16 protein-coding genes are annotated in these 15371 nt (G+C 65.1%); 15 read left to right on the forward strand and 1 reads right to left on the reverse strand.

The genetic code is table 11. From position 1 onward, the window contains the following. Nucleotides 1–36 precede the first annotated feature (36 nt). The 10 genes from vapB (at nt 37) to cycA (ending at nt 8885) form a co-directional block, all read left to right on the forward strand. Nucleotides 37–267 carry a type II toxin-antitoxin system VapB family antitoxin gene (gene vapB, locus AC25M7_RS18870; protein WP_036986184.1) on the forward strand — a complete coding sequence of 77 codons (231 nt, stop codon included), beginning with the start codon at nt 37–39 and terminating at the stop codon, nt 265–267. Beyond that, a complete protein-coding gene (vapC, locus tag AC25M7_RS18875; RefSeq protein WP_028691288.1) occupies nt 267–677 on the forward strand; it encodes a type II toxin-antitoxin system tRNA(fMet)-specific endonuclease VapC in 411 nt (136 codons plus the stop codon). Before vapB ends, vapC begins: the two co-directional genes overlap by 1 nt. A 72-nt stretch (nt 678–749) precedes the next feature. Beyond that, nucleotides 750–1187 carry an NfeD family protein gene (locus AC25M7_RS18880; protein WP_088852331.1) on the forward strand — a complete coding sequence of 146 codons (438 nt, stop codon included), beginning with the start codon at nt 750–752 and terminating at the stop codon, nt 1185–1187. Nucleotides 1188–1213: 26 nt separating this feature from the next. Further along, complete coding sequence (locus tag AC25M7_RS18885; RefSeq protein ID WP_028691290.1) at nt 1214–2068, forward strand: SPFH domain-containing protein; 855 nt, start codon at nt 1214–1216, stop codon at nt 2066–2068. Between the two features lie 240 nt (nt 2069–2308). Beyond that, nucleotides 2309–2698: a DUF2946 domain-containing protein gene (locus AC25M7_RS18890; RefSeq protein WP_062360885.1), complete on the forward strand. Its 390-nt coding sequence runs from the start codon at nt 2309–2311 to the stop codon at nt 2696–2698. A 47-nt stretch (nt 2699–2745) separates the two neighbouring features. After that, nucleotides 2746–3228 carry a copper chaperone PCu(A)C gene (locus AC25M7_RS18895; RefSeq protein ID WP_028691292.1) on the forward strand — a complete coding sequence of 161 codons (483 nt, stop codon included), beginning with the start codon at nt 2746–2748 and terminating at the stop codon, nt 3226–3228. A 25-nt stretch (nt 3229–3253) separates the two neighbouring features. Then, complete coding sequence (locus AC25M7_RS18900; RefSeq protein ID WP_088852334.1) at nt 3254–3679, forward strand: DUF2946 domain-containing protein; 426 nt, start codon at nt 3254–3256, stop codon at nt 3677–3679. 69 nt (nt 3680–3748) lie between these two features. Continuing rightward, on the forward strand, nt 3749–5815 hold the full coding sequence (locus AC25M7_RS18905; protein WP_486971360.1) for a TonB-dependent copper receptor: 2067 nt from the start codon (nt 3749–3751) through the stop codon (nt 5813–5815). Nucleotides 5816–5873: 58 nt separating this feature from the next. After that, nucleotides 5874–7238, forward strand: a complete 1365-nt coding sequence (locus AC25M7_RS18910; protein ID WP_186596618.1) for a PepSY-associated TM helix domain-containing protein — start codon at nt 5874–5876, stop codon at nt 7236–7238. Nucleotides 7239–7469: 231 nt separating this feature from the next. Continuing rightward, on the forward strand, nt 7470–8885 hold the full coding sequence (gene cycA / locus AC25M7_RS18915) for a D-serine/D-alanine/glycine transporter (protein WP_486971361.1): 1416 nt from the start codon (nt 7470–7472) through the stop codon (nt 8883–8885). Nucleotides 8886–8971: 86 nt separating this feature from the next. On the opposite strand, the gene AC25M7_RS18920 is transcribed toward cycA, so the two are convergent. Continuing rightward, entirely contained in the window at nt 8972–9271 is a 300-nt protein-coding gene (locus AC25M7_RS18920) for a hypothetical protein (RefSeq protein ID WP_028691297.1), read from the reverse strand. Nucleotides 9272–9786: 515 nt separating this feature from the next. On the opposite strand from AC25M7_RS18920, the gene urtA reads away from it, so the two are divergent. From urtA to urtE, 5 genes are all read left to right on the forward strand, one after another. Continuing rightward, a complete protein-coding gene (gene urtA, locus AC25M7_RS18925; RefSeq protein ID WP_028691298.1) occupies nt 9787–11052 on the forward strand; it encodes an urea ABC transporter substrate-binding protein in 1266 nt (421 codons plus the stop codon). Between the two features lie 138 nt (nt 11053–11190). Further along, nucleotides 11191–12678 (forward strand): urea ABC transporter permease subunit UrtB, encoded by a 1488-nt coding sequence (gene urtB / locus AC25M7_RS18930; protein WP_028691299.1) that lies wholly within the window; start codon nt 11191–11193, stop codon nt 12676–12678. Next, nucleotides 12678–13757, forward strand: coding sequence for an urea ABC transporter permease subunit UrtC (gene urtC, locus AC25M7_RS18935; protein WP_062572703.1), 1080 nt, complete (start codon nt 12678–12680; stop codon nt 13755–13757). Before urtB ends, urtC begins: the two co-directional genes overlap by 1 nt. Continuing rightward, nucleotides 13754–14611: an urea ABC transporter ATP-binding protein UrtD gene (gene urtD / locus AC25M7_RS18940; protein ID WP_028691301.1), complete on the forward strand. Its 858-nt coding sequence runs from the start codon at nt 13754–13756 to the stop codon at nt 14609–14611. The genes urtC and urtD overlap by 4 nt, the downstream gene beginning before the upstream one ends. 37 nt (nt 14612–14648) lie before the next feature. After that, complete coding sequence (gene urtE / locus AC25M7_RS18945; protein ID WP_028691302.1) at nt 14649–15347, forward strand: urea ABC transporter ATP-binding subunit UrtE; 699 nt, start codon at nt 14649–14651, stop codon at nt 15345–15347. Nucleotides 15348–15371: the final 24 nt, after the last annotated feature.

A 15371-nucleotide genomic window follows, 5' to 3' on the forward strand; every position in this document is an offset into this window, starting at 1 on the left:
TCCGGACATACATTTGCGCTTTCAAGGAGGCCCATCATGGAGCAAGGTGCAGTCTTCAAAAGCAACCGCAGCCAGGCTATCCGCATGCCAAAAGCCCTCGCCCTTCCAGAAGACGTCACCCGAGTGGACATCGTCGCGGTGGGCCGTTCCCGTATCATCTCGCCTGCCGGCGAAAGCTGGGACAGCTGGTTCGAGGGTGACGATGTGAGTTCGGACTTCATGGCGAGCAGGGAACAGCCAGCCGACCAGGAGCGCGAAGGATTCTGATGCTCAGGTACATGCTCGATACCAACATCTGCATTTTCACCATCAAGAACAAGCCACAAGTGGTGCGCGAGGCATTCAATCGGCACCACGGCCAGTTGGCCATCAGCACGGTAACCCTGATGGAGTTGATCTACGGTGCGGAAAAGTCCGCCGCGCCGGAGCGTAATCTGGCCATTGTCGAGGGGTTCGCCGCACGGCTCGATGTGCTTGACTACGACATTCAGGGCGCAGCTCACACCGCGCAGCTACGTGCGGAACTGGCCAAGGCCGGCACGCCCATCGGCCCCTACGACAGAATGATTGCCGGCCACGCCCGCGCGCGCGGCCTCACGCTGGTGACCAACAACCTGCGCGAGTTCCAGCGTGTTCCGGGGCTGCGTGTGGAAGATTGGGTGACACATCCACGCTGACGGTCGCGAGATGGCCCTGTGCCTTGATCCTGCCGTAAAATCACCTCTCCCCTTCTGGAAGGCTCCACCCATATGGAAATGCAATGGTGGATCTGGCTCGTCTTCGGCGTGGCCTTGATCCTGCTGGAACTGGTACTCCCCACCTTCTTCATCCTCTGGTTCGGCATCGGCGCCGTGCTGGTGTCGCTCGTCTCGCTGCTCGCGCCCAGCCTGCAACTCGATATGCAGGGCCTGCTGTGGGTGGTGTTCTCATCGATCACCACCGTGCTCTGGTTCAAGGTGTTCCGCCGCAAGAAGCCAGACGTGCGCTGGACCGCCGACAGCGTGATCGGCGAGGTCGGCCTGCTGACCGCCAACGTGTCGCAGTTCCAGAAAGGCCGGGTGCGCTTCCAGAAACCGATCCTCGGCAACGAGGAATGGACCTGCGTCGCCGACAGCGACATCCCCGCCGGCGAGCGCGTGCGCCTGGCCGCCATCGAAGGCAACACCGCCCGGGTCACCCGGGCCTGAATCCGCACTAAAAGGAAGTTCGCACCATGACCAGCCTCATCGTCGTCGGCACCCTCGCCGCATTCGTTCTCATCACCGTGTTCAAGGGAGTGCGCATCGTGCCTCAGGGCGAGGAGTGGATCGTCGAACGCCTGGGCCGCTACCACAGCACCCTCAAGCCGGGCCTGAACATCGTCATCCCGTACATGGACGTAGTCGCCTACCGCCTGCCGACCAAGGACATCATCCTCGACGTGCAGCAGCAGGAGATCATCACCAAGGACAACGCGGTGATCGTCGCCAACGCCCTGTGCTTTGCCAAGGTGGTCGACCCGCAGAAGGCCTCGTACGGCGTACAGAACTTCTCGTTCGCCGTCACCAGCCTGACCATGACCTCGCTGCGCGCCATCGTCGGCGCCATGGACCTGGACGAGGCGCTGTCCAGCCGCGAGCAGATCAAGGCGCGCCTGCGCGAGGCGATGTCCGAGCAGACCGAAGACTGGGGCGTGACCGTGCGCTCGGTGGAGATCCAGGACATCAAGCCCTCGCCGAGCATGCAGACCGCCATGGAACGCCAGGCGGCTGCCGAGCGTGAGCGTAAAGCCGACGTGACCCGCGCCGAAGGCAACAAGCAGGCTGCCATCCTCGAAGCCGAGGCGCGCCTGCAGGCGGCCAAGCTGGATGCCGAGGCCCAGGTCAACCTGGCCGAGGCATCGGCGCGGGCGATCACCCTGGTCAAGGAAGCGGTGGGCAGCGAGACCGTGCCGGCCATGTACCTGCTGGGTGAGCGTTACATTGGCGCGATGGAGAACCTGGCGAGCAGCGACAATTCGAAAGTGGTGGTGCTGCCGGCTGACCTGCAGGAAACCGTGCGTGGACTGCTGGGGCGTGGCAAGGTCTGATAACGCCGGGGCGCTTTGCGCCCCTTTCGCGACACGAGGCCGCTCCCACAGTAATTGCGCCAGCTTTTAGCATGTGAGCAAGACAGTTGCTCCCACAGGGAAACGTATCCTCCTGTGGGAGCGGCCTTGTGTCGCGATGGGCTGCGCAGCAGCCCCTGGTGCGGCACTTCACCGCACCCCAGCTTTTTTACCTATACTCCGCCGTACAATAGCCATCACGATTCCTGACCGGATCTCTCCATGCCCCCACGTCGGCACATCGCCTGGATAGCCTGCTTCGCAGTGCTGTTCAACCTGCTGGCCATGCCGCTGTCTTCTGCCGCGCCCAAGGGCCCGGCCGAACAGCTGCTGTGGGGGGCTTTCTGTTCCAGCATGGCCAACAAGGCCAAGGTCGATGTCCAGGCCCTGGCCAAGATCGACCTCGGTACGCAAAGCGACGACAGCGCCAGCATGATGAACTGCTGGTGCTGCCTGGGTGCCGCGCCCTTGCTGGCCCTGCCCAGCTATCCGCCGCAGTTGCACAACCCGCCCGTGCTGCCAGCGGGGCACTCGCCGCAACTCGCCGACTACCAACCCACGCCGCGCCAGCTATGGCCCGCGCTCAATCCCCGAGCCTCTCCTCCAGCCTGAGTTCACTACGCTGCCTGCCTGAACCTCAATAGATCGGAGACTCCCCCATGCTCAAGCAAGCCCTCGTCCTGGCCGCCCTGCTGCTGCCCGGCGCCTATGCCAACGCCCACGAGTACAGCAAAGGCGACCTGCACATCGCCCACCCCTGGTCGCTGGAGCTGCCGCCGAACGCGCCCAACGTCGCGGCCTATTTCGTCGTGCACAACAACGGCAAGACCGACGACCGTCTGCTCTCGGCGGACACGCCGATCAGCGCCGACGCCCAGCTGCACGAGCATGCGATGAGCGCCGCCGGCGCCATGAAGATGCAACAGGTGCAAAGCGTGGTGGTGCCCGCCGGCAAGGACCTGACCTTCGCCCCCAGCGCCTACCACGTGATGATCATGCAGCCCAAGGATCGCAGCCTGCTGACCGACGGCAAGCGCTTCCCGCTGACCCTGCACTTCGAGAAGGCCGGTGACATCACCGTCGAAGTCGCCGTGCAGAAGCAGCCACCGGCCGAGCAGGCCGCGCACGAGCACGCGCACTGACCTGATCGACTGACTGGCGCTCGCCATGAGCCTGCCGCGCTACAGCTCCGTCCGCACTACCCGCCCTGATCGCAGGCGCGTCGGTGGCGGCTGGCTGAGCCTGTTCGCCATGTGGATGATCTTCATCGGCCCGCTGGTTTCCCAGTCGATGCCGATGGAGCACCACGCCGCCATGGGCATGCCCATGGACATGAGCATGCCGATGGCGCACGGTCACGACGAGCACCACGGCCACGGCAACGATGGCCAGTTGCATGTGATGTGGGAGAAGTGTGGCTACTGCAGCCTGCTGTTCAACTGCCCCGCCCTGCCCCAAAGCCTCAGCCCGCTCAGCGCGGGCAGCGTCACCCCACCCACCCACCTCACCGTCGCCACGCGCCAGGGCCATGCCCGGCAGGCTGTATTCCCCGGCGCCCGCAGCCGCGCACCGCCCCGATCGATCGTCGCCTGAACACCACACGCTAAACGCCCGAAGCCAGGAGGCTTCGCGCTGACTCATGACTGATCGACTGGAATCATTATGTCCGGCTGCACCCCTGTTTTTGCCCTTTCCCTGCGCGGCACCATCGCCGTGCTCTGCGGCTCGCTGCTCGCGCCACTGGCCCTTGCCGCCGAAACCGGCCACGAAGGCCACATCCACAACACGGCCGAACTGAGCCCGACGGTGATCACCGCCATCGCCCCGAGCTCGCCGCTGACCGTGGTCACCAACCCCAAGGACCCGCGCCAGCCCGTGCCGGCCAGCGACGGCGGTGACTACCTCAAGACCATCCCCGGGTTCTCGGTGATCCGCGCTGGCGGCACCAATGGCGACCCGGTGCTGCGCGGCATGTTCGGTTCGCGCCTGAACATCCTCACCAACGGCGGCATGATGCTCGGCGCCTGCCCGGGCCGCATGGACGCGCCAACCTCGTACATCTCGCCGGAAACCTACGACCGCCTCACCGTGATCAAGGGCCCGCAGAGCGTGATCTGGGGGCCGGGCGGCTCGGCTGGCACCATTCTCTTCGAGCGTGAGCCGGAGAAGTTCGGCGAGTTGGGTAGCCGGGTCAACGGCAGCGTACTGGCTGGCTCCAACGGCCGCTTCGACAAGGTCCTCGACGCCGCGGCCGGCAACCAGCTCGGCTACGTGCGCTTCATCGGTAACCAGTCGCACTCGGACGACTTCGAGGACGGCAACGGCGATACCGTGCCGTCGCGCTGGGACAAGTGGAACGGCGACGTCAGCCTCGGCTGGACCCCGGACGCCGACACCTTGCTGGAACTGACCGCTGGCAAGGGCGACGGCGAGGCTCGCTCCGCCGGACGCGGCATGGACGGTTCGCAGTTCAAGCGCGAGAGCCTGGGGCTGCGCTTCGAGAAGTCCAACCTGGGCGAGGTGCTCGACAAGGTCGAGGCGCAGGTCTACTACAACTACGCTGACCACGTGATGGACAACTACACCCTGCGCACTCCGTCGGGCACCGGCATGATGGGCATGCCCATGGTCAGCAACGTCGACCGCCGTACCATGGGCGCACGGATCAAGGCCACCTGGCGCTGGGCCGACGTGCAACTGATCAGCGGCATCGACGCGCAGACCAACGAACACCGCCAGCGCGGCGGCATGGGCGTCAACGCGCACAAGGGCCAGCCCTGGACCAAGGACGCCGACTTCCACAACTACGGCGCCTTCGGCGAGCTCACCTGGTATGCGACCGGTGAGGATCGCCTGGTCACCGGCGCCCGCCTGGACCGTGCCTCGGCCCGCGACTTCCGCAAGGGCAGCGCCACCGAAGGCGACACCCGCGCCGACACCCTGCCCAGCGGCTTCGTGCGCTACGAGCACGACCTGGCGGCGATTCCGGCCACCACCTACATCGGCCTCGGCCACACCCAGCGCTTCCCCGACTACTGGGAGCTGTTCTCGCCCAAGCGCGCCCCGGCCGGCTCGGTCAACGCCTTCGACGGCATCAAGCCGGAGAAGACCACCCAGCTCGACTTCGGCATCCAGTACCGCGACGAGCGCCTGGAGGCCTGGGCCTCGGGTTATGTCGGGCAGGTCCGCGACTACATCCTGTTCGACTACCAGCGCAACATGATGGGCTCGCTCACCTCCCAGGCGCAGAACGTCGACGCCCGCATCATGGGCGGCGAACTGGGCGCGGCCTACAAACTGACCGAGAACTGGAAGGCCGACGCCACCCTGGCCTACGCCTGGGGCAAGAACAGCAGCGACGGCAAGGCCCTGCCACAGATGCCACCGCTGGAAAGCCGCCTGGGGCTGACCTACAGCCGCGACACCTGGAGCGTCGGTGCCCTGTGGCGCCTGGTCGCCGAGCAGAACCGCATTGCCAAAAACCAGGGCAACGTGGTCGGCAAGGACTACGACACAAGCTCAGGCTTCGGCGTGTTCTCGCTCAACGGCGCCTACAAGGTCAACAACAACCTCAAGCTCAGCGCGGGCGTCGACAACCTGTTCGACAAGGCCTACGCCGAGCACCTGAACCTGGCCGGGAACGCCGGGTTCGGCTACCCGGCCAGCGCCACGGACCCGGTGAACGAGCCAGGCAGGACCTTCTGGACCAAGGTCGACTTCAGCTTCTGACAACAACAAACGGGCGCGGGACCTGACCGCGCCCACTTAAGGTCTACGGGAGGCTCTAATGAGCAAACCAAACGTTTCCTTCTACAACCTTGCGTGGCGCTGGCATTTCTATGCCGGACTGTTCGTGGCGCCATTCATGGTCCTGCTGGCGCTTACCGGGATCATCTACCTGTTCAAGCCGCAACTCGATCCGTTGATGTACCGCGAGCTGATGGTGGTCGAGGCCGGCCATCACCGACAGGGCGCCGACACGCTGCTGGCCAACGTGCGCCAGGCTTATCCACAAGGCCAGGTGGGACAGTATCTGCCGCCGGTGAGCGCCGAGCGCAGCGCACAGTTCGTGGTGCATGACGGCGGGCGCGAGCTGAATGTCTTCGTCGACCCGTACAGCGGCCAGGTACTGGGCGACCAGGATGGCAAACAGAACCTGCAGGCCATCGCACGCGCCTTGCATGGCGAACTGATGGTCGGCACGGTCGGTGACCGGCTGGTGGAACTGGCGGCCGGCTGGGGCATTGTCCTGGTCGTGTCCGGCCTCTATTTGTGGTGGCCACGCGGGCGCAGCAGCGCCGGGGTGCTGTGGCCACGTTTCAGCGCGCGCGGCCGCTTGCTGTGGCGCGACCTGCATGCCGTCACCGGTTTCTGGGGCTCGGCCCTGCTGCTGTTGATGCTGCTCAGCGGCATGACCTGGACCGGGCTGTGGGGCAAACAGTATGCCGACCTGTGGAACCGCTTCCCGGCGGCCATGTGGAACGACGTGCCCAAGTCCGACAAAGAAGCCCGCGACCTCAACAGCGCCCACCGCCAGACCGTGCCGTGGGCGATGGAGAACACGCCGATGCCAGTGTCCGGCGCCCATGCCGAGCATGCCGGGCATCACATGATGGATCACGCCCCGGCGGCGCCGCAGGTGAGCCTGCAGCAGGTCGAGAACATCGCCAATCTGCGCGAGGTCGAGCCGGGCTACAGCATCACCCTGCCAAGCAGTGCTGACGGGGTCTTCACCATTGCGGTATTCGCTGACGATCCGCGCAACGACGCAACCCTGCATGTGGACCAGTACACCGGGAAGGTGCTGGCCGATGTGCGCTGGCAGGACTACAGCCCGGTGGCACGCGCCACCGAGCTTGGGGTGATGCTGCACGAAGGCAAGATGTTCGGGCCGCTGAACCAAATCGTCATCCTGCTGGTGTGCCTGATGATCCTGCTGGGCTCGGTGAGCGGGCTGGTGATGTGGTGGAAGCGCAAGCCCACGGGTGGATTGGGCGTGCCGCCGCTGCGTCATGACCTGCCGCGCTGGAAGACGGCAGTAGGGGTGATGGTGGTGCTGGGCGTCGCCTTCCCGCTGGTGGGGATTTCGATGGTGGTGATGTGGGGGGTGGATAGCCTGGTGGTGAGACGCCAGATCATGGTCAGGGCCTGATATCGCAATCGCGGGGCAAGCCCGCTCCCACGCCTGCCCTGTGAGATCAGCGTGGGAGCGGGCTTGCCCCGCGATGAGGCCGGCACCAACAACCATTGATTCCCGTCATGTCGAGCACCGCGCTGTACCGCCAAGATCGTGCCGATCTGCCACACCCGCGATTGGAACGCGACGTGATAGCCTACGCGGCTTTCGCTCACAAAAAGACTGACCCTCAATGGAATGCAGCCTATGACCCGGACCTCCCAGACACCCTCCGAAGAGCAGCACCTGCAACGCAACCTGACCAACCGTCACATCCAGCTCATCGCCATTGGCGGCGCCATCGGCACCGGCCTGTTCATGGGCTCGGGCAAGACCATCAGCCTGGCCGGCCCGTCGATCATCTTCGTCTACATGATCATCGGCTTCATGCTGTTCTTCGTCATGCGCGCCATGGGCGAGCTGCTGCTGTCGAACCTCAACTACAAGTCGTTCATCGATTTCTCCGCCGACCTGCTCGGCCCCTGGGCCGGCTACTTCACCGGCTGGACCTACTGGTTCTGCTGGGTGGTCACCGGCATCGCCGACGTGGTGGCGATCGCCGCCTACACGCAATTCTGGTTCCCGGACCTTCCGCAGTGGATACCGGCGCTGAGCTGCGTGGCCTTGTTGCTGTCGCTGAACCTGGTGACGGTGAAGATGTTCGGCGAAATGGAATTCTGGTTCGCCCTGATCAAGATCATCGCCATCATGGGCCTGGTCGCCACCGGCCTGTACATGGTTATCACCGGCTTCCAGTCGCCGAGCGGCCATACCGCCACCCTGGCCAACCTGTGGAATGACGGCGGCATGTTCCCCAACGACCTGCTCGGTTTCTTCGCCGGCTTCCAGATCGCCGTGTTCGCCTTCGTCGGTATCGAACTGGTGGGCACCACAGCCGCCGAAGCGAAGAACCCCGAGCGCACCCTGCCGCGGGCGATCAACTCGATCCCGGTCCGCATCATCGTGTTCTACGTGCTGGCGCTGATCGCCATCATGGCCGTCACCCCATGGCGCGACGTGGTGCCGGGCAAGAGCCCGTTCGTCGAGCTGTTCGTGCTGGCCGGCCTGCCGGCGGCGGCGAGCATCATCAACTTCGTGGTGCTGACTTCTGCGGCCTCGTCGGCCAACAGCGGCGTGTTCTCCACCAGCCGCATGCTGTTCGGCCTGGCCCAGGAGGGCGATGCGCCCAAGGCGTTCGAGAAACTCTCGCGCCGCGCGGTGCCGGCCAACGGCCTGTACTTCTCCTGCACCTGCCTGCTGCTGGGCGCGGTGCTGATCTACCTGGTACCCAATGTGATCGAAGCTTTCACCCTGGTGACGACGGTGTCGGCGGTGCTGTTCATGTTCGTGTGGACGCTGATCCTGCTGTCGTACCTGAGCTACCGCAAACAGCGCGCGGCGCTGCATGAGCAGTCCACCTACAAGATGCCCGGCGGGCGTTTCATGTGCTACGTGTGCCTGGTGTTCTTTGCCGGCATTCTGGTGCTGTTGAGCCTGGAGGCGGATACGCGCTCGGCGCTGGTGGTCACGCCGATCTGGTTCGTGATTCTGGCGGTGACCTATCAGTTCGTACGCAGCAGGCGTCAGCCGCGTACCGCCGTGCGTGGGGCGTCGAACAACTGATCCTGAACCCATCGCGGGGCAAGCCCGCTCCCACGCCTGCCGTGTGAGGTCGGCGTGGGAGCGGGCTTGCCCCGCGATGAGGCCCGCTAGCCTTGCTCCAACCCTTCAAGCACGGCTTCGGCCAGCGCCAGGCCTTTCTCCAGCGAGTTCTCCGTCGCCGTCAGCAAACTGCGCAACGGCTCCCCCGCCTTCTCCAACGCGGCAGCATTGGTCTCATACGCCGCCTTCAACGCCGCCACGGCGCACACCAGCGCATCCTCGCTATCAACGCCAGCACGTACCGAGAGAATCGGATCATGGGCGTGATTGCAGGTGCCAAAGTGGGAACAAGCGGTGACGGGACGTGATTTGCGCGGGGTGAGGTTGACCAGCGATTCCTGGTTCATGGCTGCACCTCTCGATGAAAGGTGGCGATCTCGACAAATACGAACGGTGGATCTGGAACGATCTTCTTGAGCATGGTGCGACTCCTTGCAGCCTTCTGAAGTGTATCTCCGTGCCCATACGCCAATATGGGTGGACGGAGCCGTGCGGGTTGGCGTTGCCGGTCAGAAGGTCCGGTGAGCCCGAAGGCTCCCACACACGGCTCCGCCCATAACGGGTGCAACCATGCAGGACACGCTATCGCAGGTGCGATGTGCCCGGTTCTGACAGCGGGACGCCAATCCCGAACCGCAGAAACTACTGCGGTGCGGCACGGTACTCAAGTACCGCTTATGTGTCAAAAGTGTTCATCGCCTTCGACCCAATCCTGTGCAAGCCCAACCTGCAAGCACCATCCTGGCTCCTCCTCGCGCCCCGATTCGTCGCACAACCGCTCTACCAAGCACCTTCCATCGCTCGGCACAGCCTTTGCAATCTCCGACTAGGCCAACACCTACCATCACATCGGAGTGAGCACATGAAGCGACGCAGTCTGATCAAGGCCTTCACCCTCAGCGCATCGATCGCCGCGATGGGCCTGAGCTGGAGCATCCAGGCCGCCGAGACCATCAAGGTCGGCATCCTGCATTCGCTGTCGGGGACCATGGCGATTTCCGAGACCTCGCTCAAGGACATGGCGCTGATGACCATCGACGAGATCAACGCCAAGGGCGGGGTCAACGGCAAGCAGCTCGAGGCGGTGGTGGTGGACCCGGCGTCCAACTGGCCGCTGTTCGCCGAGAAGAGCCGCCAGCTGCTGACACAGGACAAGGTGGCGGTGGTGTTCGGCTGCTGGACCTCGGTGTCGCGCAAGTCGGTGCTGCCGGTGTTCGAGGAGCTCAACGGGCTGCTGTTCTACCCCGTGCAGTACGAGGGTGAAGAGATGTCGCCGAACGTGTTCTACACCGGCGCCGCGCCTAACCAGCAGGCAATCCCGGCCGTGGAATACCTGATGAGCGAGGACGGTGGCGGCGCCAAGCGCTTCTTCCTGCTGGGCACCGACTACGTCTACCCGCGCACCACCAACAAGATCCTGCGCGCCTTCCTGCACAGCAAGGGCGTGGCCGACAAGGACATCGAAGAGGTCTACACGCCGTTCGGCCACAGCGATTACCAGACCATAGTCGCCAACATCAAGAAGTTCTCCGCCGGCGGCAAGACGGCGGTCATCTCCACGGTCAATGGCGACTCCAACGTGCCGTTCTACAAGGAGCTGGCCAACCAGGGGCTGAAGGCCACCGATGTACCGGTGGTGGCCTTCTCGGTGGGTGAAGAGGAGCTGCGTGGCATCGACACCAAGCCGCTGGTGGGGCACCTGGCGGCGTGGAACTACTTCGAGTCCGTGGATAACCCGGTGAACCAGAAGTTCGTCGCCGACTGGAAGGCCTACGCCAAGGCCAAGGGCCTGCCGGGGGCCGACAAGGCGGTGACCAACGACCCTATGGAGGCCACCTACGTAGGTATCCACATGTGGGCGCAAGCGGTGGAAAAAGCCAAGTCCACCGATGTGGACAAAGTGCGTGAGGCACTGGCCGGGCAGAGCTTCAAGGCGCCGTCGGGCTTCACCCTGACCATGGACAAGACCAACCACCACCTGCACAAGCCGGTGATGATCGGCGAAATCCAGGATGACGGACAGTTCAGCGTGGTGTGGCAGACCGAGGAGCCGCTGCGGGCGCAGCCTTGGAGCCCGTTCATTCCGGGGAATGACAAGCGGCCGGATTATGCGGTGAAAGGTAATTGAGTGACCAGGGGCCGCTTTGCGGCCCTTTCGCGACACAAGGCCGCTCCCACAGGTAGATCGCGTTCCCATGTGGGAGCGGCCTTGTGTCGCGATCGAGGGCGAAGCCCTCGCCTTACCCTGACTACACAGGAATAACTAATGCTCAGATTCCTGCTCACCCTCTTGTTGTTACTGCCCCTGGCCAGCCACGCCAGCGAAGGCGAGTTCTTCCTCAGCGCCAAGCCCGCCGACCAGGCGCGCCTGCTCGAAACCTGGGCCGCGCAACCCGATGCCGCCCGCCTGCCGCTGCTGGACAACCTGCGCCAAGGCCGCATCGCCGAAAACGACACCCGCAAACTGCGCCTGAACAACCGCCTGCGCGGCCTGATCGACAACGCCCTGGCCAGCCATCGGCTATTCAGCGACCAAGCCAGCATCCGCCTGGCCGCCGCCCAACAACTGCAAAAAACCGCACAACCGGCGCAAATGGCCTTCCTCGACCGCCGCTTCGCCAGCGAACCCGACGCCGCCGTGCACGCCGCACTCGGCCTGGCCCTGGCCAACCTGCAACTGGGCGCCAGCGAGCCCGCGGTCCGCCTGGCCGCCGTGCGCCTGCTCGGCGAAACCGGCGACCCACTGGCACGCACCCGCCTTGAAGCGCTACTACAACCCGACGCCGAAACCGACGCCGCCGTGCGCACCGCCGCCGAAACCAGCCTGGCCCAGGTACAGCGCAAGCTGCTGGTCGGTGAATTGCTCGGCCAGGCCTTCAGCGGCTTGTCGCTGGGTTCGATCCTGCTGCTGGCGGCCTTGGGTCTGGCGATCACCTTCGGCCTGCTCGGGGTGATCAACATGGCCCACGGCGAGATGCTGATGCTCGGCGCCTACAGCACCTACATGGTCCAGGTGCTGCTGCAACGCTATGCCCCCGGCGCCATCGAGTTCTATCCGTTGATCGCCTTGCCGGTGGCCTTCGCCGTCAGCGCGGGGGTCGGCATGGCGCTGGAGCGCACAGTGATCCGTCACTTGTATGGCCGGCCGTTGGAAACCCTGCTGGCCACTTGGGGCATCAGTCTGATCCTGATCCAGGCCGTGCGCTTGATCTTCGGCGCGCAGAACGTCGAGGTGAGCAACCCGGCCTGGCTGTCCGGCGGCATCCAGGTGCTGCCCAACCTGGTGCTGCCGTACAACCGCCTGGTGATCATCGGCTTCGCCCTGGCGGTGGTGCTGCTTACCTGGCTGCTGCTCAACCGCACGCGGCTGGGCCTGAACGTGCGCGCGGTCACCCAGAACCGCAACATGGCCGCCTGCTGCGGGGTGTCCACCGGGCGCGTCGACATGCTCGCCTTCGGCCTCGGCTCCGGCATCGCCGGGCTCGGCGGCGTGGCCTTGAGCCAGGTCGGCAACGTGGGGCCGGACCTGGGCCAGAGCTACATCATCGACTCGTTCCTGGTGGTGGTGCTCGGCGGTGTCGGCCAGCTGGCCGGCAGCCTGTGGGCAGCCTTCGGACTGGGCATCGCCAACAAACTGCTGGAGCCGCAGATCGGTGCGGTGCTGGGCAAGATCCTCATCCTTGCGCTGATCATTCTGTTCATCCAGAAGCGCCCGCAAGGCCTGTTCGCCCTCAAGGGACGGGTAATCGACTGATGAACCAGCCATTGATTGTCACTGCCACGCGCAAGGCCGGCACCCGGGTTTCAATGGCCGTCGGCGCCGTTGTCGTCCTGGTGCTGCTGGCCCTGCCGCTGCTGTCGCTGCTGCCCGACGGGCACGCCTTGCAGGTCTCGGCCTACACCCTGACCCTGGTCGGCAAGGTCCTCTGCTACGCCATCGTCGCCCTGGCCCTGGATCTGGTCTGGGGCTACGCCGGGTTGCTGTCGCTCGGCCATGGCCTGTTCTTCGCCCTGGGCGGCTACGCCATGGGCATGTACCTGATGCGCCAGGCGGCCGGCGACGGCCTGCCGGGGTTCATGACCTTCCTGTCGTGGAGCGAGCTGCCCTGGTACTGGGCCGGCACCCAGCATTTCGCCTGGGCGCTGTGCCTGGTGGTGCTGGCGCCGGGGCTGCTGGCGCTGGTGTTCGGCTTCTTCGCGTTCCGCTCGCGGATCAAGGGCGTGTATTTCTCGATCATGACCCAGGCCCTGACCTTCGCCGGGATGCTGCTGTTCTTCCGCAACGAGACAGGCTTTGGCGGCAACAACGGCTTCACCAGCTTCCGCACCATCGTCGGTTTCGACATCGCCGCCCAGGGCACCCGGGCCGTGCTGTTCCTGCTCACGGTCGGCCTGCTGCTGGGCAGCCTGTTCCTGTGCTGGCGCCTGACCCAGAGCAAGTTCGGGCGCCTGCTCACTGCCGTGCGTGACGCCGAGAACCGCCTGATGTTCTGCGGCTACGACCCGCGTGGCTTCAAGCTGCTGGTATGGGTGCTCAGCGCCGTGCTGTGCGGCCTGGCCGGGGCGCTGTACGTGCCGCAGGTGGGCATCATCAACCCCAGCGAGATGTCGCCGACCAACTCCATCGAGGCCGCCGTGTGGGTGGCCCTGGGCGGGCGCGGCACGTTGATCGGGCCTCTGCTCGGCGCCGGCCTGGTCAATGGCATGAAGAGCTGGTTCACCGTGGCGTTCCCCGAGTTCTGGCTGTTCTTCCTCGGCGCGCTGTTCATCCTCGTCACCCTGTACCTGCCCAAGGGCGTGGTCGGCCTTGTGAAGAAAAGGAGCCAGCCATGAGAAGCGTGCCCCCGGTGCATCCGGAATTCATGCTGGAGCCGATCTTCGACCAGATCGGCAGCGGTCGCGAGGCGATCGGCCTCGGTCGGCGCCGCGAGACTGGGCTCGACACCCGCCACGGCACGGTGCTGAGCCTGGAGGGCATCAGCGTCAGTTTCGACGGTTTCAAGGCGCTCAACGATCTGAACCTGTACATCGGCGTGGGTGAGTTGCGCTGCATCATCGGCCCCAACGGCGCCGGCAAGACCACGATGATGGACGTGATCACCGGCAAGACTCGGCCCGACACGGGGACCGCGTTTTTCGGCGACACCCTCGACCTGACCCGCATGAGCGAATGCCAGATCGCCCAGGCCGGCATCGGCCGCAAGTTCCAGAAGCCCACGGTGTTCGAGGCGCTGACGGTGTTCGAGAACCTGGAGCTGGCGCTCAAGGCCGACAAGTCGGTGTGGGCAAGCCTGGTGGCGCGGTTGTCCGGCGAGCAGCGCCAGCGCATCGAGGAGGTGCTGACCACCCTGCGCCTGCTGCCCCTGGCCCAGCGCCAGGCGGGGCTGTTGTCCCACGGGCAGAAGCAGTTCCTGGAAATCGGCATGCTGCTGGTGCAGGAGCCGAGGTTGCTGCTGCTCGACGAGCCGGTGGCGGGGATGACCGATGCCGAGACCGCGTTCACCGCCGAGCTGTTCCGCTCCTTGGCGGGCAGGCATTCACTGATGGTGGTGGAACATGACATGGGCTTCGTCGGCAGCATTGCCGACCATGTGACGGTGCTGCACCAGGGGAGTGTGCTGGCGGAAGGGTCGCTGGCGCAGGTGCAGGAGGATGAGCGGGTGGTCGAGGTGTATCTCGGTAGATAGGCCCGCACCCACGAATTGAACGACTCAAGGGCAGAACATGCTGAAAATCGACACCCTGCACCAATACTACGGCGGCAGCCACATCCTGCGCGGCCTGTCCTTCGAGGCCAAGGTCGGCGAGGTCACCTGCCTGCTGGGCCGCAACGGCGTGGGCAAGACCACCCTGCTGCGCTGCCTGATGGGCCTGCTGCCGGCCCGCGAGGGCCGCGTGGAATGGGAAGGCAAACCCATTACCACGCTCAAGCCCCAGCAACGGGTCCAGGCCGGCATCGGCTACGTGCCGCAGGGCCGCGAAATCTTCCCGCGCCTGACCGTCGAGGAAAACCTGCTGATGGGCCTGTCGCGGTTCCCCGCCCGCGAGGCCCGGGAAGTGCCAGCCTTCATCTACGAACTGTTCCCGGTGCTGGAGCAGATGAAGCAACGCCGTGGCGGCGACCTCTCCGGTGGCCAGCAGCAACAGCTGGCCATCGGCCGCGCCCTGGCCAGCCGCCCGCGCCTGCTGATCCTCGACGAGCCCACCGAAGGCATCCAGCCGTCGGTGATCAAGGAAATCGGCGCGGTGATTCGTACGCTCGCCGACCGGGGCGACATGGCCATCCTGCTGGTGGAGCAGTTCTACGACTTCGCCGAGGAGCTGGCCGACCAATACCTGGTCATGGCCCGCGGTGAGATCGTCCAGCGCGGCCGGGGTGAAAACATGCAGGCCGAAGGTGTGCGCGGCCTGGTTACCATTTAATCTGCAGCCACTTCCCTTGCGAGA

The organism is Pseudomonas sp. P106(2024), from assembly GCF_057480815.1.